The 20364-nt window shown below is 61.3% G+C and carries 19 protein-coding genes; 12 read left to right on the forward strand and 7 right to left on the reverse strand.

From position 1 onward, the window contains the following. Positions 1-146 precede the first annotated feature (146 nt). The 6 genes from NDO55_RS02060 (at position 147) to apaG (ending at position 9569) form a co-directional block, all read left to right on the forward strand. Positions 147-2789 carry a TonB-dependent receptor gene (locus NDO55_RS02060; protein WP_252111953.1) on the forward strand — a complete coding sequence of 881 codons (2643 nt, stop codon included), beginning with the start codon at positions 147-149 and terminating at the stop codon, positions 2787-2789. Between the two features lie 74 nt (positions 2790-2863). Next, entirely contained in the window at positions 2864-4813 is a 1950-nt protein-coding gene (locus tag NDO55_RS02065) for a tetratricopeptide repeat-containing sulfotransferase family protein (protein WP_252111955.1), read from the forward strand. A 95-nt stretch (positions 4814-4908) separates the two neighbouring features. Further along, positions 4909-6414, forward strand: a complete 1506-nt coding sequence (locus NDO55_RS02070; protein WP_252111957.1) for a tetratricopeptide repeat protein — start codon at positions 4909-4911, stop codon at positions 6412-6414. A 40-nt stretch (positions 6415-6454) separates the two neighbouring features. Beyond that, positions 6455-8392 carry an excinuclease ABC subunit UvrC gene (gene uvrC / locus NDO55_RS02075; protein ID WP_252111959.1) on the forward strand — a complete coding sequence of 646 codons (1938 nt, stop codon included), beginning with the start codon at positions 6455-6457 and terminating at the stop codon, positions 8390-8392. Between the two features lie 9 nt (positions 8393-8401). After that, the gene (gene recO / locus NDO55_RS02080) at positions 8402-9139 is read left to right on the forward strand and encodes a DNA repair protein RecO (protein ID WP_252111961.1); all 738 of its coding nucleotides are present in this window, start codon (positions 8402-8404) and stop codon (positions 9137-9139) included. A gap of 10 nt (positions 9140-9149) precedes the next feature. After that, positions 9150-9569 (forward strand): Co2+/Mg2+ efflux protein ApaG, encoded by a 420-nt coding sequence (apaG, locus tag NDO55_RS02085; protein WP_252111963.1) that lies wholly within the window; start codon positions 9150-9152, stop codon positions 9567-9569. A gap of 203 nt (positions 9570-9772) precedes the next feature. Here the strand turns inward: apaG and NDO55_RS02090 are convergent, their stop codons facing one another. The 3 genes from NDO55_RS02090 to NDO55_RS02100 all read right to left on the reverse strand — a co-directional run bounded on the left by NDO55_RS02090 (position 9773) and on the right by NDO55_RS02100 (position 13160). Then, entirely contained in the window at positions 9773-10180 is a 408-nt protein-coding gene (locus NDO55_RS02090; protein ID WP_252111965.1) for a hypothetical protein, read from the reverse strand. 491 nt (positions 10181-10671) lie between these two features. After that, complete coding sequence (locus tag NDO55_RS02095) at positions 10672-11109, reverse strand: OmpA family protein (protein ID WP_252111966.1); 438 nt, start codon at positions 11107-11109, stop codon at positions 10672-10674. A gap of 743 nt (positions 11110-11852) precedes the next feature. After that, positions 11853-13160 (reverse strand): UDP-glucose dehydrogenase family protein, encoded by a 1308-nt coding sequence (locus tag NDO55_RS02100; protein WP_252111968.1) that lies wholly within the window; start codon positions 13158-13160, stop codon positions 11853-11855. Positions 13161-13281: 121 nt separating this feature from the next. On the opposite strand from NDO55_RS02100, the gene NDO55_RS02105 reads away from it, so the two are divergent. Beyond that, positions 13282-14013: a metallophosphoesterase family protein gene (locus NDO55_RS02105; RefSeq protein WP_252111970.1), complete on the forward strand. Its 732-nt coding sequence runs from the start codon at positions 13282-13284 to the stop codon at positions 14011-14013. Here NDO55_RS02105 and surE read toward each other — a convergent pair. After that, positions 14010-14777, reverse strand: a complete 768-nt coding sequence (surE, locus tag NDO55_RS02110; RefSeq protein WP_252111972.1) for a 5'/3'-nucleotidase SurE — start codon at positions 14775-14777, stop codon at positions 14010-14012. The two genes, NDO55_RS02105 and surE, sit on opposite strands and share 4 nt — an antisense overlap. 279 nt (positions 14778-15056) lie before the next feature. Here surE and dksA point away from each other — a divergent pair, with 279 nt between their 5' ends. Next, positions 15057-15524, forward strand: coding sequence for an RNA polymerase-binding protein DksA (gene dksA / locus NDO55_RS02115; protein ID WP_252111974.1), 468 nt, complete (start codon positions 15057-15059; stop codon positions 15522-15524). Positions 15525-15604: 80 nt separating this feature from the next. On the opposite strand, the gene NDO55_RS02120 is transcribed toward dksA, so the two are convergent. After that, positions 15605-15760, reverse strand: a complete 156-nt coding sequence (locus NDO55_RS02120) for a YdcH family protein (RefSeq protein WP_252111976.1) — start codon at positions 15758-15760, stop codon at positions 15605-15607. Positions 15761-15922: 162 nt separating this feature from the next. On the opposite strand from NDO55_RS02120, the gene NDO55_RS02125 reads away from it, so the two are divergent. The 4 genes from NDO55_RS02125 to NDO55_RS02140 all read left to right on the forward strand — a co-directional run bounded on the left by NDO55_RS02125 (position 15923) and on the right by NDO55_RS02140 (position 18294). Then, positions 15923-16120: a YdcH family protein gene (locus NDO55_RS02125; RefSeq protein ID WP_252111978.1), complete on the forward strand. Its 198-nt coding sequence runs from the start codon at positions 15923-15925 to the stop codon at positions 16118-16120. Between the two features lie 83 nt (positions 16121-16203). Continuing rightward, entirely contained in the window at positions 16204-16698 is a 495-nt protein-coding gene (locus tag NDO55_RS02130; protein ID WP_252111980.1) for a DUF1465 family protein, read from the forward strand. A gap of 19 nt (positions 16699-16717) precedes the next feature. After that, entirely contained in the window at positions 16718-17863 is a 1146-nt protein-coding gene (locus NDO55_RS02135; RefSeq protein ID WP_252111982.1) for an iron-containing alcohol dehydrogenase, read from the forward strand. After that, complete coding sequence (locus tag NDO55_RS02140; protein ID WP_252111984.1) at positions 17857-18294, forward strand: acyl-CoA thioesterase; 438 nt, start codon at positions 17857-17859, stop codon at positions 18292-18294. Before NDO55_RS02135 ends, NDO55_RS02140 begins: the two co-directional genes overlap by 7 nt. Here the strand turns inward: NDO55_RS02140 and NDO55_RS02145 are convergent. Continuing rightward, entirely contained in the window at positions 18283-19227 is a 945-nt protein-coding gene (locus NDO55_RS02145; RefSeq protein ID WP_252111986.1) for an NAD(P)H-dependent flavin oxidoreductase, read from the reverse strand. The two genes, NDO55_RS02140 and NDO55_RS02145, sit on opposite strands and share 12 nt — an antisense overlap. A 9-nt stretch (positions 19228-19236) precedes the next feature. Further along, on the reverse strand, positions 19237-20232 hold the full coding sequence (locus tag NDO55_RS02150) for an NAD-dependent epimerase/dehydratase family protein (protein ID WP_252111987.1): 996 nt from the start codon (positions 20230-20232) through the stop codon (positions 19237-19239). Positions 20233-20364 lie beyond the last annotated feature (132 nt).

Raw genomic sequence — 20364 nt, forward strand, 5'->3', positions numbered from 1 at the left:
GACTTTCTAGGCTAGCGCTGTGGTGATCGCTCACAGCCCTTGTTACATCGCTGTCATATTTGCGCATTTGCTTTGAATGCGTGGCCAAAATTCTTCCGGCACGCCTGTCCGGGCGCTGCCAGTGTCAATCACAACAGGAATTGTCCATGACCCTCAAAATCGCATGCGGTGCCTCCGTCAGCGCACTTGCGCTGGCTGTTTCTACGCCCGCGCTCGCGCAGGATGCATCTGCCGAGCAGCCCGCTCAGGAAGAAGCGCGCGAAGGTGGTTTGCAGCCGATCGTCATCACCGCGACCAAGCGTTCCGAAGACCTGCAGGACGTGCCTCTGGCCGTGCAGGCGATCAGCACCGAGGAATTGGACGAACTGCGGGTCGACAATTTCGAGGATTATCTCGAGCAATTGCCAAACGTGAATGCTGGCGGCGGTGGACCGGGCCAGAGCACGATCTACATTCGCGGCCTTGCTTCGACCACGCCCAACCTGACGACGGCGGGCGTGGCCGGCTTGGCGCCAAACGTTGCGCTCTATCTCGACGATCAGCCGCTGTCGCAGCCGGGTCGCAACCTAGATATCTATGCTGCCGATCTTCAGCGCATCGAAGTATTAGGCGGGCCTCAGGGCACGCTGTTCGGTGCATCTAGCCAGGCGGGCGTCGTTCGTCTCATCACCAACAGTCCGGAAATCGGGTTTCTCGGCGGTTACGTGTCGGGCGGCGCCTCGATGACCAAGTCGGGCGAGCCGAGCTACAAGATCGAAGGCGTGCTTAACGTCCCCGTGACGAGCAGTATCGCGATCCGTGCGGTCGGCTATTATGACGATCAGGGCGGTTATATCGACAACGTTTTCGGAACGCGTGACTTGCAAGCGAGCGCGCGCTTCCGTGAAGTGGGAACTGTTCGCGATAACGGCGTGCCGGTTGGCGTCAATCGTGCGGGCTTCGATGCAGGGCTCGATCTCGAGGCCGCGGGGGTCACCGTTCTCGAGACCGAGAATAGCGCTTTGGTCGAAGAAGACTTTAACGATTTGACCTATGTCGGTGGCCGCATCAGCGCGCTTTGGGAAATCAACAATGACTGGTCGTTACAGGTCAGCCATGCGCGCCAGCAGATCGATAGCGATGGCGTCTTCCTTGCCGACCCGACTCTCGATGAGGATCTGGCTATCCAGCGCTTTGAAGACGAGGCGATCAAGGATCGCTTCGACAATACGAGCTACACGGTGGAAGGCCGTCTGGCCGACCTTGAATTGGTCTATACCGGCGCCTTCACCGATCGCGTGACCGAGCAGCAGGTCGACTACACCGACTATCTCTTCGTCGGCCAGTTCCTGCCTTATTATCTCTGCGATACGGCCGTCGTTTACGAAGCCTATGTGGACAATGTGCCCGCAGATCCGACCTGCTACGAGCCTAATGGTGTCGTGGATAGCCGCACGGATACCGAGGTGCTGACGCAGGAATTGCGCTTCAACACGCCGGCCGACAAGCGTTTCCGGTTGACGGCAGGCGCTTTCTATTCCGACCTCGAACTGCGCGAACTCGCCAACTTCAACTATGACTCGCGCCAGATGGTGCGCGGTTCGGATGGCGTGACGCGGGGCTATCTGCCGAACTTCCCGTTGACCAATGCAGCGGCGACCGAGGGTCAGGTCGGTAATGAATCGCAGGGCTACTTCAGCGATCCGGGGCCTTTTGCGCCCGAAACCTATTTCCGCAACGATGTCCGTCGCACCGACGAGCAGTTCGGCATTTTTGGTGAAGCGACATTCGATATCGTGCCCGACACGCTCTCGCTCATGGTCGGTGCCCGCTATTATGACATCGAGGTCGATTTCGAGGGTAGCGCCAATGCGGGCGGGGGCAACTTCAACTCTTCCACATTCGGCCCCAACGCAGGTCTGCCGCCCGAAGAGCGTCAGGACGCCCAGATCTTCGGTACGAACCTTTCGGCGCAGTTCGCCCCCGACAATACTGTCGGGGCGCCTGACAAGGCGGAAGCGAGCGGCGTCATCTTCAAGTCGACGTTGACCTGGACACCCAGCGACGGGGTTTTGCTCTACGGCACCTATTCGGAAGGCTTCCGTCCTGGCCTGCTCAACCGCCCCGGCGGCGCAGATGGGCCTAACGGATTCGTCGTGCCATTCGAACTCGCCACCGATGAAGTGGTCAATTACGAAATTGGTTGGAAGACGGAATTGTTCGACCGGCAGCTCCGTTTCAATGGTAGCGCCTTCTATGTCGACATCACCGAATTGCAGACGACGATCTTCGATCCGGTGATCAGCAATCTTTTCTTCTCGGACAATGCCGCGAACGCGGAGATCATGGGTCTCGAGGCAGATTTCCTCTACGCGCCTTATGACCTCGAAGGGCTGACGATCGCAGGTGCAGTCTCGTTCCTCGACAGCGAGATTACCGAAGTGCTGACTCCGACCAATGACGTGGTCGAGGGCGAGCCACTCGCCTTTGCACCGAAATTTCAGGGCAATGCGCGCGTCCGCTACGAATTCCCGATCAATGTGGACTATGATGGGTTCGTGCAGACGCAGGTCACGCATTCGGCCTCGAAGTTCACGGACATTATCGAAATCAACAAGCTGAAGCTCGACGCATGGACTACGGTGGGTGCATCGGCTGGTGTGCGCGGGGATCGCTGGTCAGCGGAAGTTTTCGCTGACAATATTTTCGATGAACGTGCGCAAGTTTCGGGTAACTTCGTGTTTGATCGGGCGCGTATCACTTATGCTCGTCCGACGACCGTTGGCGCGCGACTTCGCTTGGATTTCTAAGCGCTGCAACATGAACATGTGACGGGGCGGCCTTTCCCTTGGAAAAGGTCGCCCCTCTGCGCTAGGCGGTGTGCATGAGCTCGGCCCAAGAACAGATCCGCGCGGCGCTGCAAAACGGCCAATTCGACGACGCCTATTCGCTCTGCGAAAAGGTGCTCGCACAAGAGGCAGCTAGCGAAGAGGCGCTGTATCTGGCAGCCGTCTCTGCGCGTTATGCCGGCAAGATTGCTGCAGCTCGCAAACACCAGCGGGCCTTGCTCGAGCAGCAACCCGAATTCGGGCGTGCTTTCCAGGAAGTCGGCCATCTCGAACGTGACGAGGGGAACAGGCAAGCGGCATTGACCGCCTATCGCCGTGCCGTGGCTGCCAATCCGATGCTGGAGGCAAGCTGGCGCGCCATTGCCTCGATGGCCGAGGCCGCCGAAGCGAAAGCTGCGGCGGCACGGTCGGCGCATCTCAAGACCTTGTCACCTCACGTCCTGGCGGCGGGAAACCATTTGCATGAAGGGCGCCCGTTGCGCGCGGAAAGCCTGCTTCGGGCCTACCTCCAGCAACACCCTAGGGACGTGGAGGCGATGCGGCTGCTTGCACAGGTCGGCATGCAATTGGGCATTCTCGACGATGCCGAATTCCTGCTCGAAAGCGCTGTCGCCTTCGCGCCGGAGAATGCGTCGCTTCGGCTCGATTATGCCGACGTTCTGCGTCGCCGCCAGAAGTTCGAGGCGGCGCGAGATCAAGCTCAATGGCTTCACGACAAATATCCCGAGAACCCTGCCTTCCAGTCGCACCTGGCGATCGAATCCCTGCAAACAGGCGACTATGAAAGGGCGCTCTCCTTGTTCGATCAAGTGCTGGAAAAATTGCCCGAGGATGCGGCAACGCTCACCTCCAAGGGCCATGCGTTAAAGACGCTTGGCCGGCGGGAAGAAGCCGAGGCGTCCTATCATGCCGCCATCGCTGCTGCGCCCGGCCATGGCGACGCCTTTCATGCGCTCGCCAACCTGAAAACCTATCGTTTTCAAGACAGCGAGATCGACGCGATGGAGGTGCTGCTCGACGACGAAGCTACGGTCTACAAGGACCGCGTTTACATGCATTTCGCAATCGGCAAGGCCTATGAAGACGGGGGCGAATATGAGCGAAGCTTCGCGCATTACGAGCGCGGCAACCGGCTCAAGCAAATTCAGTCGCGCTATGACAAGGAGCAGATGACGGCCGAACTGCGTCGACAGGCCGACTTCTTCACACCGGACTTGTTTGCCCGCAAAGGCGATCGAGGTTGCTCGGCGCCCGATCCGATTTTCGTCCTCGGCCTGCCGCGCGCAGGTTCGACCCTGATCGAGCAGATCCTGGCCTCGCACAGCATGATCGACGGAACGCTGGAGTTGCCCGACATTCCAGCGCTCGCCCACCGTCTTCGCGGCCGCAAGGCCGGTCAGGACCAATATCCTGACATTCTGGGCGAAATGGACGGCGAAGAACTACGCAAGCTCGGCGAGGAATACCTCGAGAATACGCGTGTTCATCGCGGCGATGCGCCCTTCTTCATCGACAAGATGCCCAACAATTTTCGCCATATTGGGCTGATCCGCCTCATCCTGCCCAATGCGAAAATCATCGATGCACGACGCGCTCCGCTCGATTGCTGCTGGAGCAACTTCAAGCAGTTGTTCGCGGAAGGGCAGGAATTCACCTACGGATTGGAAGAGATCGGCACCTATTATCGCGACTATGTCGACCTGATGGAGCATTGGGACGAGGTGCAGCCGGGCGCCGTCCTGCGTGTCCAGCACGAGGATGTGCTCGACGATCTGGAGGGGCAGGTTCGCCGCATGTTGGATCATTTGGGCCTGCCGTTCGAGCAAGCCTGCGTCGACTTTCACCGGACCGACCGCGCCGTGCGCACCGCCAGTTCGGAGCAGGTGCGACAACCGATCAATCGGGCCGGGGTCGGGGCATGGCGGCCTTATGACGAATGGCTGGGCCCGCTCCGCGAAGCGTTGGGCTCAAGTCTTTCAGGCTAGCTTGGTGCCGTTGGCGACGTCGCCGTCGATGGCGGCGCTTTGCCATGCCCCCCAAGTTGCGGTAATCTCCTCCGCATCATCAGGGGGACATCGAAATGAAGAAGCTCTTGCTTGGAGTGTCGGGTGCGTTGCTGCTCGCTGCTGCGCCGGCTGCTGCGTTCGCGCAGGACCGCGTGGGCGATGAATATATGGTCTGGGCGCATGAGGGGAATGAGGCGGCAAAGGCCGATTTCCTCAAGGGCCTCGCACTGCTGCACAGCTTCGAATATGACCGCGCCGCCGAGGCGTTTCGCGACGCCCAGGCGGCCGATCCCGACTGGGTGATGGCCTATTGGGGCGAGGCGATGACCCACAACCATCCGGTCTGGTTTCAGCAGGATCGTGATGCTGCCATCGCCATTCTCGAACGACTGGATACGAGCCGCGAAGGCCGCCTCGCCAAGACGCGGAGCCAGCGCGAGGCGATGTGGCTCGATGCGATCGAGACGCTCTATGGCGAGGGCGAGAAGGAAGCGCGCGACTTTGCCTATCTCGACAAGATGCGTGCGATCCATGAGGCTGATCCCGACGATATCGACGCGCGGGCCTTCTATGCGCTCGCCCTAATCGGCACGACGCATAATGGCCGCGATATCCCGACCTATATGCAGGCGGCTGGTGTGCTGGAGCCCGGTTTCATGGATCATCCCATGCACCCCGGCGTGTTGCACTACCTGATCCACAGCTATGACGATCCGGTCCATGCGCCACTCGGGCTGCGCGCAGCCGAGCGCTATGCCGAGGTCGCGCCCGACGCGGGCCATGCACAGCATATGGTCAGCCATATCTTCACCGCGCTTGGCATGTGGGAAGCCGCCGAAGACGCCAACGTCAATGCCGATGTGGTGGTCGACCGCCAGCGATTGGCGGCCGGGCGCGAGCAGAGCGATTGCGGGCATTACAACCAGTGGCTGTCCTATGCGCGCCTGCAGCAGGGCAAGGATGTAAGCGACCTTGTCGACGGATGTCGGGCCCAGGTGATTGGTGCGGTTGCCGAAGCGGAGGGGGCAGAAGAGCCCACGACCTTCGATCCCGGCATGGCGGGCTGGTCGCGCATGGCGGTCCGTCGCGGGGTCGATACGGGTGTCTGGCCCGAGCCCATGGGGCTCGAGGACGGCACCTTCATGATCACGCGCTTCAACCTTGCCTATGGCGATGTCCTTGCCTCGCGCAACGACCCCGAGGCGGCGCGCGACGCGGTGGCGCGCATGCAGAAGGTGTCCGGCGAGTATGAAAGCATGATGGCCGAACGCGGCATGCCGGCCGGTGAAGGCGATAGCTGGATCAAGCGGCAGCACGCGCAGGCCGAAGCCATCGTCGCCTTGGCAGAAGGCCGCACCGAAAAGGGCCTCGCCATGCTGGAAGCCGCTGCAGCAGCCGAGGCGGCCATGCCGGTCGAATTCGGACCGCCGGCCATTCCCAAGCCCAGCTACGAATTGCTCGGCGACGAGCTGCGGGCGGCTGGGCGGCACGAAGAGGCGCGTGCGGCCTATGAGAAAGCGCAGGCTTTCGCACCGGGGCGCAGGCTGACCCTCGCGGGGCTGGCCGCGCTGGACGAGTAATCCCTCGCAACTGTGCGACTTGCTCCCTAGTTAGGGTCTTGTGAGCAAGGCCGAACGACCCGATACGCCAGACGCGAAGGAGCGCTTCAACGAGGAAGCGGCGACCTATACCGTCAAGGGTGCTGACAAGCCCGATATCGAGGCAGGCATCGCCGCGATCCGCAATGTCGTGAAGACATTGCCGGCGCGGCCGGGCGTCTACCGCATGCTCGATGCGCGCGGCGACGTACTATACGTGGGCAAGGCGCGGGCGCTCAAGAACCGCGTCACCAATTACACGCAGGTCGCGCGGCTGACGAAGCGGTTGCAGCGCATGGTCGCGCAGACCCGCTCGATGACGATCGTGACGACGCAGACCGAGGCCGAGGCGCTGCTACTCGAGGCGCAGCTAATCAAGCGCTTCCGCCCGCCCTACAATGTGCTGCTGCGTGACGACAAAAGCTTCCCCTTCATCCTGCTGCGCGAGGATCATGATTTTGCGCAGGTCCGGCTGCATCGCGGTGCGCGCAAGACGAAGGGGCAATATTACGGGCCGTTCGCCAGTGCGGGTTCGGTGCGCAATACACTGAATGCATTGCAGAAGCTGTTCCTGCTGCGGAGTTGTTCGGATGGTTTCTTCCGCGGGCGCGACCGACCGTGCCTGCTCTACCAGATCAAGCGCTGTTCGGCGCCCTGCGTGGGGCGGATCAGTACCGAGGATTATGGCGAGCTGGTCGAGGATGCGAAAAGCTTCCTGTCGGGCAAGTCAACGCGGGTGCAAGCCAAGCTGGGCGAGCAGATGGCGGCGGCTGCAGAGAAGCAGGATTACGAGCTGGCGGCGGTCTATCGCGACCGGCTACGCGCACTCACCTATATTCAGGGATCGCAGACTATCCATGCCGAAGGGCTTGGCGATGCCGACGTGTTTGCACTGGCGAGCAAGGGCGCGACCATCTGTATCCAGGCCTTCTTCATTCGTGGCGGGCAGAATTGGGGTCATCGTGCCTTCTTCCCCAAGGGGGTCGAGGGGCTGACCGACGAGGAAGTGCTGAGCCAGTTCCTCATGCAATTCTATGACGACGTGCCGCCGCCCAAGGCGGTGCTGGTCGACCGTGCCATGGAAGAAGCCGACTTGATGGCCGAGGCGCTGACCGAGCGTGCGGAGCGCAAGGTTGAGATCCTCCGTCCGCAGCGGGGCCCGCGCAAGAAGCTGATCGACCAGGCCGCGCGCAATGCGGTCGAGGCGCTCGAGCGGCGCATGGCCGAGTCGACGACGCAGGCCAAGCTGCTGCGCGAGATGGCGGAGACGTTCGAATTGCCCGACCCGCCCGAGCGGATCGAGGTCTATGATAACAGCCATATCATGGGGACCAATGCGGTCGGCGCGATGATCGTCGCGGGGCCGGAGGGCTTCCGGAAGAACAATTATCGCAAGTTCAACATCAAATCGAATATCACGCCGGGCGACGATTTCGGGATGATGCGCGAGGTGCTGACGCGGCGCTTTGCGCGGCTGGCCAAGGAGGATCCCGATCGCGAGAAAGGCGACTGGCCCGATCTCATCCTGATCGACGGCGGCAAGGGGCAGATGTCCGCGGCGCTGGAGATCATGGAGGAAGCGGGCGTCGAAGATGTGCCCATTGTTGGCGTGGCCAAAGGCCCTGACCGCAATGCGGGGCGCGAGGTCTTCCACCTCGCCGACGGGCGCGAGCTGACCTTTCCGACCAACGCGCCCTTGCTCTTCTATCTCCAGCGGCTGCGCGACGAAGCACATCGCTTCGCCATCGGCTCGCATCGCCAGAAACGCGCGAAGAGCTTCACCGGATCGACGCTCGACGAGGTCCCGGGCGTGGGGCCGACGCGCAAGCGGGCGCTCCTCATGCATTTCGGTACCGCCAAGGCAGTGAAGTCCGCTGCCCTCGACGACCTCGAACGCGCGCCCGGCATCAGCAAGGCCGTCGCGCAGAAGGTCTATGACTATTTCCACCCGCGTGGCTGATCCGGGCCGATGAGGCAGACGCTCGACGGCATCCTCGTTGGCGTCCGTGCCCATGGCGAGCGCGGCGCCGTCATGCGCATGGCGACGGGAGAAGAGGGGCTGGTTGCGGCCTATGTGCGCGGCGCACACGGACGGCGGCTGGGGCCGGTGCTGGTGCCTGGCAATACCGTCCGCGCCGATTTGACGAGCCGCAATCCCAGCGAACTGCCGCAGGCGAGCGTCGAACTCGTGGCCTCGCGCGGGCCGCTGCTCGGCGAGCCGCTTCCCGCCGCCGCCATCGAATGGGTCTGCGCGCTGACTGCGACAGCCTTGCCGGAGCGACAGCCTTATCCTTCGGTCCACGGGGCGCTCACCGCCTTGCTCGATGCGATCGAGCATGCGGGGGCGGCACGTGACTGGGCGGCGGCGCTGGCACGCTATGAGCTGCTATTGCTCGCAGAGCTCGGTTACGGGCTCGATCTTACGCAATGTGCGGTGACGGGGGACAATGACCATCTGGTGGCCGTCAGTCCGCGTTCGGGCCGTGCCGTCAGCGCAGCGGCGGCGGAGCCCTACAAGGGCAAGTTGCTCGCGCTGCCGGCATTTCTCGTCGAGGGCGGGCAGGGGGACTGGCCCGCCGTGCTCGATGCGCTCGACCTGTCGGGCCATTTCCTGGAGCGTGACCTGATGACCGACCGTGCGGCAAAGGCGCTCGATGCGCGTGAACGGCTCATCCATCGCTTGCGCCGTGCCGCCGGTCTGGCCTAGCGTTGCGCCCATGACCGACCTTCCCACCAGCGGCGTGCTCGAAGCTCTATTTCCTTATTCGGCAACGACCGGCGAGACGACTGTGCGCGTCTCGGTCGGCTATATGCCCGAGCAATCCTCCCCGCAGGACAGTCGTTGGTTCTGGGCCTATCATGTGCGCATCGAAAATCATGGCGAAGCGCCGATCCAGCTGATCAGCCGCCATTGGGTGATCAAGGATGCCGACGAGGTGATCCACGAAGTGCGCGGCGACGGCGTGATCGGCGAGATGCCGGTGATCGGGCCTGGCGCGAGCCACGATTACGTCTCGGGCTGCCCGCTCGATACCGCGACCGGCACGATGCAGGGCAGCTACCAGATGATCGACAGCGAGGGGAAAGGCTTCGAAGTCGCCATTCCCCTGTTCGAACTGGAAGGGCCGCGTTCTTAGCTCGTCCAAACCCTGTCTAATCTGGCGTTCCAACAAGGAAAGCGATTTGCAGAATGGCTATTCATTTTGAAAAATTGAAGTTTAGCTTAGCGGGCTGTGTATTGGCGTCACTAGCGACATCTGCTGTTGCCAAGCCGTCTTTCGAGACGGATTCCTATTACGAAACTGTCGATTACGTGAATTCTCTCTGCGAAGGCGCCCCTTCATTTGGCGGGTTCCGATCGCTCGATGATTCCTCTCAGGCCCTTTCGATAAACTCCGCCGGTCTTTTGAAATTGGAGAAAGCGGAAGGCGACCGACCACGGACCCTTGAGACATTTATCCCCGCCCAGCTTTTCGGGAGTAGGCAATTCGAAATAGTCTTTGATCGCGAGACCGAGACAATTTGGATGTCTGACCAAAGCCGAAGTAAGCAGATAATTGTGCGAGAGGAGCAGTACGGACAGATCCAGTATCTCCAGCTTGATAATGTCTGGTTCGGCTGCCGTGACAATGAAAAGGCTGCGGAAGCCCTGCAGCTGCTGCAGTCCTTCTATCGAACCTCGACTTAGAGCGCTGAATTCGAACCCGATGTCGACTACATCAACACTCGCTGCGTCGGTGGCCAGCACATTGACCGGTTTGGCTTTTTCACCGAGTTAACGAAGCTCCGCATTGAGTCTGACGGAAAAGTCAGGTTCTTCGGTAAATTCACTACGCCTGACAAAGCCGAAATGACGTTTAGACTTGCTTTGATCTGACCAAGGTAGGATTCTCGACCGGGGTCATGTTTCTCCGCGAGGTAGCGGAAGCCTTGCGATAAAAGGGCCCTAGAATCCGAGAGCCATCTTTGACAGTAGCTCACTGCCAGATTTGAGAATTGGTCAACGAACAAGCGCAGCCTTCCCTTGCGATGAACCCGATAAAGTTGCGCAAGCATTCAAGTGATTAAAGGGCGCGTTCTGAGCGGCGGATTTCAGCCTTGGAACGCACAAGTCGACGTAAGCCCACTACCGGAGTGGGGATGGAATTCTCGGCGAACAGTATTGAGAGGAACCGGGCACACTGCCTTGTCGGGAACATGATCTTGAAGATCATGTTCGCTGATAAAACGAAGAAGGGGCTACCAGCGGCCAGGGGGGGCAAAGTTAATCTCGACCCGACGGTTTTCCATTTCTCTGACGCCATCGGGCGTTTCAACCCGCGGTTGGCTTGATCCAAGCGCTGCACTGGCCATCCTGGAGCCTGGAAGCCCTTTGCTTACGAGATACTCAGCGACCGCATCGACCCGCTCTTGGGAAATCTTGACAGACTGGCGAACCGGTTGCGAACGATCGGCATGGCCTGCCATCAACACCGACGCAGTTCCACATGCAGCATAGAAATTCACGACATCGTCGAGCACCTCGCGTGCCTCTCGGCTAAGCTCGCTATCGTTCCACTCAAAGAACACGATATACGGACCCGTATTGCATGGCTGCGAAGGTTGCTGAGCGGTTAGCGTGCTCGGCATAGCAAAAAGCGCAGTTGCGACTGCCAGGATTGATGTTTTGAGCAACATGTTTGTTCTCCACCTAGTTTAACCGATAGAACAATGCACAACGGTGCCTTGGTCAGCCGAGGATCTCTCAATTATCTCCTTGGTGTCGCTCGGACATCCGACGGAAGGTCGGCGATGCATGCAGCCAGTGTATCACGGATATGTTCGTAAATTCTGGTACTATCCGGCCCTGAAAAAAGATTCGCTCGGGAGCAGAGTGTGGCTCTCGCCCTTTTCATACCCACGTCTTGAATCGACATGCTGCCAATCGCGGCTATCTCGACTTTCAAATTGGTTGCACACGAACCGTTTGGGCGGATGGTTAAGTAATCAATGGTCGCCACATATGGGACAGCACGACCGGCCCGAACATTTGAATTTTCTAGGACGACGGCAGCAGTCGAAATGACGAGCTGCCTATCGATGCCACAGGCCAAATCCTCTCCATCGGTCTCGGCCACGATCAGGTGAACTTGGGGCGCGGACTGCGTACTCGCCTGTCCTGCCTGACCCAAAAGCGCAATCGCCGCAGCACCGGCAAGAGCCGATGCTAGGATGCTTCTTTCCCGCATTTCCCTTTCCCCCCCGTAGCCTCTAATCAGTTCGCAAACAGACTAATCGCTAAAGGGCGAAGGCAGTCAACCCAGCACACAGTTATCTACGCGAACCCACTGTCGCGATCTCAATCAAATCCAGCTGGCTTACGATAGCAACCATGTTCGGGGCGGCGGTTTCCGCCGTGATATTCTGGCAGGAGAACCGGTCTAGCGCCCGATCGGACGGTAATCGAACCCTGCACGCTCGGCTTCGTCACGCTCGTAAATGTTGCGCAGGTCGAGTAATTTGTCGCCCTTCATGGCCGCCTTGACTGCATCCAGATCAAGCGCACGGAATTCGTCCCACTCGGTCACGATGACCAGCGCATCGGCGCCATTGATCGCGGTCATCTCGCCATCGGCATAGGTGACGCCATCTTCGGGCATGTGAGGCTTGGCCATTTCCATGCCGACCGGGTCATAGGCCTGCACCTTGGCGCCTTTTTCGACCAGCATGTTCACGAGCGGGATCGACGGCGCGTCGCGCATGTCGTCGGTGTTGGGCTTGAAGGTCAGGCCCAGCACGGCGACCGTCTTGCCCGACACGCTGCCGCCCATCGCCTTTTCGACGCGTGCGGCCATGCCGTTCTTGCGGTCGTCATTCACCTTCACGACGGCATTGACGATCTGGTTCTCGACACCGGCTTCCTCGGCCGTGCGCAGCAGCGCCAGCGTGTCCTTGGGGAAGCAGCTGCCGCCATAGCCGGGACCGGCATGGAGGAATTTGGGACCGATGCGATTGTCGAGACCGATGCCGCGGGCGACATCCTGGACGTCGGCACCGACGGCTTCGCAAAGATCGGCCATTTCGTTGATGAAGCTGATCTTGGTCGCGAGAAAAGCGTTGGCGGCATATTTGGTCAGCTCGGCCGTGCGGCGCGAGACGAACAGCATCGGGGCCTTGTTGAGGAAGAGCGGGCGATAGATTTCGCGCAGCACTTCGCGGGCCTTGTCGTCATTGGCCCCGATCAGGATGCGATCGGGATGCTTGAAGTCGGCAATTGCCGCACCTTCGCGCAGGAATTCGGGGTTGGAAGCAACGCTGCAGCCCTCGGGCGCGCCTTCTTCCTTAAGGATCTTGGCAATCTCGTCGCCGGTGCCGACCGGCACAGTCGACTTGGTGACGACGACCACCGGATGTTCGAGCTTCTGCGCGAGTTCGCGCACGGCATTGAAAACGTAGGTGAGATCAGCATGGCCGTCGCCGCGACGTGAGGGGGTGCCGACCGCGATGAAGACCGCGTCGGCATCGGGCAAGGCAGGCGACAGGCGCGTCGTGAATTCGAGGCGGCCCTTCCTCACGTTGGACTCGACGAGGCTGTCGAGACCCGGCTCCCAAATCGGCATCTCGTTGCGTTCGAGCATCTCGATCTTCTTGGGGTCCTTGTCGACGCAGGTCACGTGATGACCGAAATCGGCGAAGCAGGCGCCCGAAACGAGGCCGACATAGCCGGTACCGATAACGACGATTTTCAACTTCTCTCTCCCAGATGGGTCGGGGGTTGCGCTGCCCCTACGCGCTCGCGCGATTCTCGGCAAGGGCGGGGGCGTCAGTCACGGATTGCAGCGAATCGCTTGGCCCGTCATGCTGGCGCAGATGGGTAGGGAAGCGAGTATCGACAAGTCCCGAGGGGACGCCCCGCTGAAGCCGGGCAAGCGCGTCTATGCGATCGGCGACGTGCATGGCTGCGACAAGCAGCTGAAGAAACTCCTCAAGCGGATCCGCAAGGATCTTGAGGGATATGAGGGCAAATCGCACCTCGTCTTTCTCGGCGACTATATCGACCGCGGCCCCGACAGCCGCGGCGTGATCGACCGGCTCATCGCCGGCGGGCTGCCCGGCGACAAGCAGCATTTCCTCATCGGCAACCACGAGGTCGCGATGCTGCAGGCGTTCGAGGGCAAGGCGCTGGGCTGGCTTGCCTATGGCGGCATCGAGACGCTCGAAAGCTATGGCGTCGACAAGAAGGCTTTGTTCGCGCACCCCTCGATCAAGAAGCTCCTGAAGGCGCATTTGCCGCCCGAGCATCTGGAGTTCTTCCAGTCGCTCAAACATTCGAAGCGGATCGGCGACTATCTGTTCGTCCATGCGGGTATCCGGCCGGGCGTGCCGCTGGAAAAGCAGAAGGAGCGCGATCTCGTCTGGATCCGCGACGATTTCCTCAAATCCAAAAAGGACCATGGCGTGACCGTGGTGCACGGCCATACCATCACCTCCAAACCGCAGGTGAAGAAGAACCGCATCGCGGTGGATACGGGCTGCTATGCGACCGGCACGCTGACCGCGGTCCGCCTCGAGGGCAACGCGGTCGATTTCATCACCAGCTAGTCGGCGAAGCGGGCGCGCAGTCCGTCGAGCGAGGCATGGTGCGTGAGGTCGAGATGAAGCGGGGTCACCGCGACGAAGCCGTCGGCGACGACTTCTAGGTCGGTCTGATGGCCGGGCGTCTCGATCGTCTCGCCGCCGCCGAACCAGTAATAACGAAAGCCGCGCGGGTCCTGGCGTTCGATGACGCTGAGGCGCGAATAGTCGCGAAAGCCCTGGTCGCACACTTTCACGCCGCGCACGTCTGCGGCAGCGACCGGCGGGAAGTTGACGTTGATGAGCGTCTTGTCGCGCGGCAGGTCGGCGAGCAGCGTCTCGAGGACACGCGGTCCCCATGTCTCGGCGGCGCCCCATTTTACCCCGTCGCTGGTGCCCGGCGCCATCGAACATTGCGACAAGGCGATCGAGGGGACGCCAGCCAGCGCGCCTTCCATCGCCGCTGAGACGGTCCCCGAATAGGTGACGTCCTCGCCCAAGTTCGCGCCGCGATTGACGCCCGACAGAATGAGGTCGGGCTTGTGATCCTTCATGAGGTGGCCGAGCGCGAGCATGACCGAGTCGGTCGGCGTGCCGTCGGCGGAAAAGCGGCGCTCGCCATGTTTGCGGATGCGAAGGGGCCGGGTGAGGGTGAGGCTGTGCCCTGCGCCGGATTGCTCTTCGGCAGGGGCGACGACCCACAATTCGTCGGCGAAGGGGGCGGCGAGTCGCTCCAGCACTTCGAATCCGGGTGCGTGGATACCGTCGTCATTGGTCAGGAGGATTCTCATGGGCCCGATTGTTGCCCGCGTGAACATTTCTCGCAACCGCCAATAATCGCCAAAACTGCCTTCTTTCCAACATCCTGCTGACACTTATCGGCAACAGTTTGTCCCTATTTGCGACCCGCCCGCCGGTCAGCGCTTGTTAATAGGTGTTAAGCTAGCTACTAGGCGCTCGGGGCCGTTTTCCTGTCGGCTAAGTGTCGGGAAGAAAACGACATATTTGGCTGTGAGGCGCCTTACGGCGAGACCGTTTCGGGCGCCCGCTTGAAGAGTGGGGAGGGTTATTTGGCTACTGCGCTTTCAGACCTCAACGGCAATCCGAAGTTTGATGAACTGGAGCTCGAGGACGATTATCGTCCGAGCGCCAAGGAAGAGTTCATGAACGTCAAGCAGAAGGCCTATTTCCTGGGCAAACTGCGCGAATGGAAAGAGACGATCGTCGAGGAAAGCCGCGCGACCATGGCCCAGCTCCAGGTCGACAGCCTGCGTGAGCCCGACCTTGCCGACCGCGCTTCAAGTGAAACGGACTGGAGCCTCGAGCTCCGCACCCGCGATCGCCAGCGCAAGCTCATCGGCAAGATCGATGCCGCCATCCGTCGTCTGTACTCAGACGAATATGGCTATTGCGAAGTGACCGGCGAGCCCATTTCGCTGAAGCGTCTTGAAGCCCGCCCGATCGCAACCATGACCCTAGAAGCCCAAGAAAAGCATGAGCGCACCGAACGCGTCAGCCGCGACGAGCGCACCGACTGACACCCTGCCAGGAGGGGAAAAGAAAAGGGCCGGGCTCCGATGGAGCGCCGGCCCTTTTTCTTGGGTACCGAGATAGCGGGTCAGTGACCGACCATCTCGTCCTTCAATCGAAGCTTTTCCTTCTTGAGACGTTGGATGAGCGACATGTCAGGCTGCGGCCGATGTTCTTCCTGTTCGATCCGATCGGCGATCTTGTGGTGCTTTGATGCGAGTGCCTCGACATGGGCTTGTTCCATTGCGGAGTCCTTTCACTCTTGAGTCGCAAGACGACCAGTAAACCACGTTTTCAATGCTTTGTCGCCTATGCGACTCAGCAGGCCGCCGTCGATCAGATCCGCTCCGGCGTAAACGGGAAAGGATGGTGACGCTGCGCGAGAGCGCGCGTATCATGATGCGCGATGAACGATGACGATCCAGCCCAATTGCTCGCCGCGTTGAAGGCCGAGCATCGGCGTCTCGACGAACAGGTCGAGCTGCTCGAACAGGCGGGAAATGCCGATGCGCTGGAACTGGCGCGGCTGAAAAAGGCCAAATTGTCGTTGAAGGACCGGATCGCGGCGATCGCCGACGATACGACCCCCGATATCATCGCCTGAAACTGTGCCGTGCTGGGACGAAATGGATCGTAGCGCCGATCTGCGGCGTTTAATCCGCGCCCTTCCTTTGGCATATTGAGGCGATGGACGAGACGAACCTTTCTGGCGACAGCGCCGATACCGGCGTGGCGATCACGCCGCGGCTGGTGGATGCGCTCTATACCGAGGCGATGGTGCTGGCCGACGAGGCGCGCACCTATTTCGATGCTGCTGGCCGCGCCGATCGCGACGCCTTGCCGCCGCAGGCGCGCGTCGGGTTCGCTTGCGAGAGCCTAAAGGTCACCACGCGCATCATGCATGTCGTCGCCTGGCTATTGACCCAGCGGGCCATCGACAATGGAGAACTTGGCAGGCCTGACGATCCGGCGATCGAGCGACGTCTCGGCAATGCCAATCCGACCGACGAGGAAATCGTCGCGCAGCTTCCCGAAGAAGCGCAACGCCTCATTCGCCAGAGCGCGGACCTCTATGACCGCGTCGACCGCCTCGACCGCGGCCAGCATGCCAGCGAGCCGGTCGAAAGCCCTGCACGGGCTCTGATGGGCCGCCTCGAGCGCGACCTTTTCGGATCGGCCTGACCGCTCTAGGCTCGACTTCATGAGCCAGTGGCAATTCAATCCAGGACCAAGATTGGTGGGCGGCGAGGATGTCGCGCACCGCCTTTCGCGATTGCTGCCCGACGGCGACTGCCTGTTCGTGACCGACGCGCATGTGATCGAGCTAGGGCTCGCCGGACCGTGGCAGGAGGCGCTTTCCGGCGCGGGACGCCGGCTGCATGTGTTCGACGCAGTCGAGGAAGATCCCTCGCTCGACACGCTGATGGCGGCGGTCGAGGCCGGGCGTGCGGCAGGGGCAACCCATGTTGTGGGATTCGGCGGTGGAAGCCCGATGGACGTCGCCAAACTTGCCGCCTACCTGATCGGCTCAGGCGACGACGTCGATAACATCTGGGGCGTCGAGCGGGCATATGGCAAAGGCCTGCCGCTGGCGCTCGTGCCGACGACCGCAGGCACCGGATCGGAAGCGACCCCGGTGGCTGTCATCACCTGCGAGGGCGGCGAGAAACGGGGCGTCAACGCGCATGCCATCACCGCCGATTTCGCCGCGCTCGACCCAGAACTGACGATCGGCAAGCCACGCGCGCTGACGGCAGCAACGGGCATCGATGCGATGGTCCATGCGATCGAGGCCTATACCAGCGCCAAGGCCAAGAATCCGCTGAGCGACATGCTTGCGAGGCAAGCGCTGAAACTCCTGTCGGCCAATCTCATCACGGCCTGCGAAGAGCCCGACAATCGCGCGGCACGCGGGGCAATGTTGTTGGGCGCGCATCTGGCGGGGCTGGCCTTTGCCAATGCGCCGGTCGCCGGCGTCCATGCCCTGGCCTATCCGCTGGGCGGGCTGCATCACCTGCCGCACGGCCTTTCCAACGCGCTCATGCTGCGCCCCGTGCTGCAGCATAATAGCGAGGCGGCGCGCGAACTTTATGCAGAGCTGGCCCCGATCCTCGACCCCGATTGCGAAGGGCAATCGAGCCAGTCGAAGACCGCTCGGCTCATCGAACTGCTCGACAAGATGGTGGCGGAAAGCGGGCTCAAGCCGCGGCTGCGCGACCATGGCATCGAGCGCGACCAGATCCCCATCCTCGCCCGCGAAGCGATGAAGCAGACGCGGCTCCTCGTGAACAATCCGTGCGAGATCAATGAGGATGATGCAGCGCGGCTCTACGAGGCGGCATGGTGAGCCGTCCCGAGCCAAGGGCCCGCGACTATTATCGCCGCTTCCACGCCATGACGACGCGGTGGAGCGACAATGACGCCTACGGGCACGTCAACAATAGCATTCACTATCTCTGGTTCGACAGCGCGGTGAATGCGTGGATGGTCGAGCAGGGGCTGCTCGATGTCCAGCAAGGCGATCCGATCGGGCTGGTGGTCGAAACCGGCTGCCGCTATTTCGCGCCGCTTGCCTATCCGCAGTCGGTCGAGATCGGGATGCGCGTCGCGCGCCTCGGCTCCTCGAGCGTGACCTGGCACTTGGGCATTTTCGCGCAAGGTGACGATGCCCCCGCGTCCGAGGGGCATTTCACCCACGTCATCGTCGATCGCGAAAATCGCCGTCCGATGCCGATCCCCGAGGATTGGCGCCGTGCCTATGAAGGCCTAGCCGAGTAAGCGCTCGCGGGTCGCGAGATATTCGCGTTCCAAGCGGTCGACCAGTTCGCCTGCGCCGACCACTTCCTTGACCGCGCCGATGCCCTGGCCCGAGCCCCAAATGTCCTTCCACGCCTTGGCGCCGCCGAAGTTCATCTTGCTGGGATCGCTTTCGGGCAAATTGTCGGGGTCCATGCCGGCCTTCGTGATCGAGCCCTTCAAATAGTTACCCCAGACACCGGTGAAGAGCGAGGAGCCGACAATGTCGTCGGCACCGCTCTCGACGATTTCCTGCTTATAGTCGTCCATCGCGCGCGCTTCGTGCGTGGCGATGAAGGGCGAGCCGATATAGGCGCCGTCCGCGCCCATGGCCTCGGCCGCAAGCACTGCGCCGCCATTGGCGATCGAGCCTGACAGGAAGAGCGGGCCGTCGAAAAATTCGCGGATTTCCTGGATGAGCGCGAAGGGCGACAATTTGCCGGCATGGCCGCCTGCACCCGCCGCAACTGCGATCAGGCCGTCCGCGCCCTTTTCGAGCGCCTTGTGCGCGAATTTGTTGTTGATGATGTCGTGCAGTGTGATGCCGCCCCAGCCATGAACCGCATCATTGAGTTCGGGCCGCGCGCCGAGCGAGGTGATGACGATCGGTACCTTATACTTCTCGCAAATCTCCAGATCGCTTTCCCAGCGCGTGTTGGACATGTGAACGATCTGGTTGACCGCAAAGGGCGCGGCCGGGTTTTCCGGATTTTCCTGGTTATGCTTGTCGAGCGTCTCGGTGATCTCGGCGAGCCATTCGTCCAGTTGGCTCTGCGGACGCGCATTGAGCGCGGGGAAGCTGCCGACAATGCCTGCCTTGCACTGCGCGATGACGAGCGCGGGGTGCGAGATGATGAAGAGCGGCGCGCCGATGACGGGAATGCGCAAATTCTGGAGAATGGGGGGCAGGCTCATTTGGGCTCCTCAATTGATGTCGTGATAGGCGGCGTACCAGTCCACGAAGGCTTTGGCACCCGTCTCAATGGTCGTGGTGGGCTGAAATCCGGTGAGCGCGCTCAGCGCTTCGATATCGGCATAGGTCGCTTCGACATCGCCGGCCTGCATGGGTGCGAGCTCGGTGATGGCCTTGCGACCGGTTGCCGCTTCGAGCGTGGCGAGCAGGTGGCCAAGCTCTTCGGGCCGGTTGTTGCCGATGTTGAAAATGGCATGGGGCGCAATGCTGCCGCCCGGTTTCTCGCTGCCATCGTCGGCAGGCGGCTTGTCGATGAGGCCCATCATGCCGGCGACGATATCGTCGATATAGGTGAAGTCGCGGCGCATCTCGCCCTGGTTAAAGAGGCGGATCGTCTCGCCCTTGTAGAGCGCCTCGGTGAATAGCCACATGGCCATGTCGGGGCGGCCCCAAGGGCCGTAGACGGTGAAGAAGCGCAGCCCCGACATCGGCAGGCGATAGAGGTGGGCATAGCTTTCGGCCATGAGTTCGCCCGACCGTTTGGTCGCGGCATAGAAGCTGACCGGCCGGTCGACGCGGTCGCCGACGCTGAAGGGCAGCTTTTGATTGCCGCCATAGACGCTCGACGAGCTAGCATAGAGGAAATGGCGCGGCTGCTGCGCGCGGGCCAGTTCCAAGAGGTTGAGCTGCCCGACCAGGTTGGACTGCGCGTAAGCGTGGGGGTCTTCGAGACTGTAGCGCACACCCGCTTGCGCACCGAGATGCACGATGACGTCGAAGCGATGGTCCGCGCCCAGTTTCTCGACTGCGCTGCTGTCGGAAAAATCCATCCGCTCGAAGGTGAAGCCATCGGCGTCCCCGATCCAGTCGAGCCGCGCCTGTTTGAGGGCCGGATCGTAATAGGCATTGAGATTGTCGACCCCGACAACCTCGTGCCCCGCGGCCAGTAGCGCGCGGCTCATCGCAGAACCAATAAATCCGGCCGCGCCGGTGACAAGAATTTTCATGGGATGGGGTGGTAACGTGAGGCCCGCGCTTCGCCTAGCCATTTGTCCGTTCGTCGAAACTCTGGTTGTATGAGGCGAGGGCAGGGGCCAACTGTATTGCCAATATAGGACGGTCCCAAATTTCGAGGGGGA

Origin of the sequence: Sphingomicrobium sediminis (assembly GCF_023805295.1) — a bacterium.
In the GTDB taxonomy this organism is placed as follows: Bacteria; Pseudomonadota; Alphaproteobacteria; order Sphingomonadales; family Sphingomonadaceae; genus Sphingomicrobium; species Sphingomicrobium sediminis.

Bases quoted from the DNA above. Each gene is read 5' to 3' on its own strand.
- NDO55_RS02145 (WP_252111986.1), bottom strand. From the start codon at position 19,227: ATGAGCCTGCCCCCCATTCTCCAGAATTTGCGCATTCCCGTCATCGGC.
- NDO55_RS02130 (WP_252111980.1), top strand. From the start codon at position 16,204: ATGGACGAGACGAACCTTTCTGGCGACAGCGCCGATACCGGCGTGGCG.
- recO (WP_252111961.1), top strand. From the start codon at position 8,402: ATGAGGCAGACGCTCGACGGCATCCTCGTTGGCGTCCGTGCCCATGGC.
- NDO55_RS02150 (WP_252111987.1), bottom strand. From the start codon at position 20,232: ATGAAAATTCTTGTCACCGGCGCGGCCGGATTTATTGGTTCTGCGATG.
- NDO55_RS02065 (WP_252111955.1), top strand. From the start codon at position 2,864: ATGAGCTCGGCCCAAGAACAGATCCGCGCGGCGCTGCAAAACGGCCAA.
- NDO55_RS02135 (WP_252111982.1), top strand. From the start codon at position 16,718: ATGAGCCAGTGGCAATTCAATCCAGGACCAAGATTGGTGGGCGGCGAG.
- NDO55_RS02060 (WP_252111953.1), top strand. From the start codon at position 147: ATGACCCTCAAAATCGCATGCGGTGCCTCCGTCAGCGCACTTGCGCTG.
- NDO55_RS02140 (WP_252111984.1), top strand. From the start codon at position 17,857: ATGGTGAGCCGTCCCGAGCCAAGGGCCCGCGACTATTATCGCCGCTTC.
- NDO55_RS02105 (WP_252111970.1), top strand. From the start codon at position 13,282: ATGGGTAGGGAAGCGAGTATCGACAAGTCCCGAGGGGACGCCCCGCTG.
- NDO55_RS02120 (WP_252111976.1), bottom strand. From the start codon at position 15,760: ATGGAACAAGCCCATGTCGAGGCACTCGCATCAAAGCACCACAAGATC.
- NDO55_RS02125 (WP_252111978.1), top strand. From the start codon at position 15,923: ATGAACGATGACGATCCAGCCCAATTGCTCGCCGCGTTGAAGGCCGAG.
- surE (WP_252111972.1), bottom strand. From the start codon at position 14,777: ATGAGAATCCTCCTGACCAATGACGACGGTATCCACGCACCCGGATTC.
- NDO55_RS02095 (WP_252111966.1), bottom strand. From the start codon at position 11,109: ATGTTGCTCAAAACATCAATCCTGGCAGTCGCAACTGCGCTTTTTGCT.
- NDO55_RS02070 (WP_252111957.1), top strand. From the start codon at position 4,909: ATGAAGAAGCTCTTGCTTGGAGTGTCGGGTGCGTTGCTGCTCGCTGCT.
- apaG (WP_252111963.1), top strand. From the start codon at position 9,150: ATGACCGACCTTCCCACCAGCGGCGTGCTCGAAGCTCTATTTCCTTAT.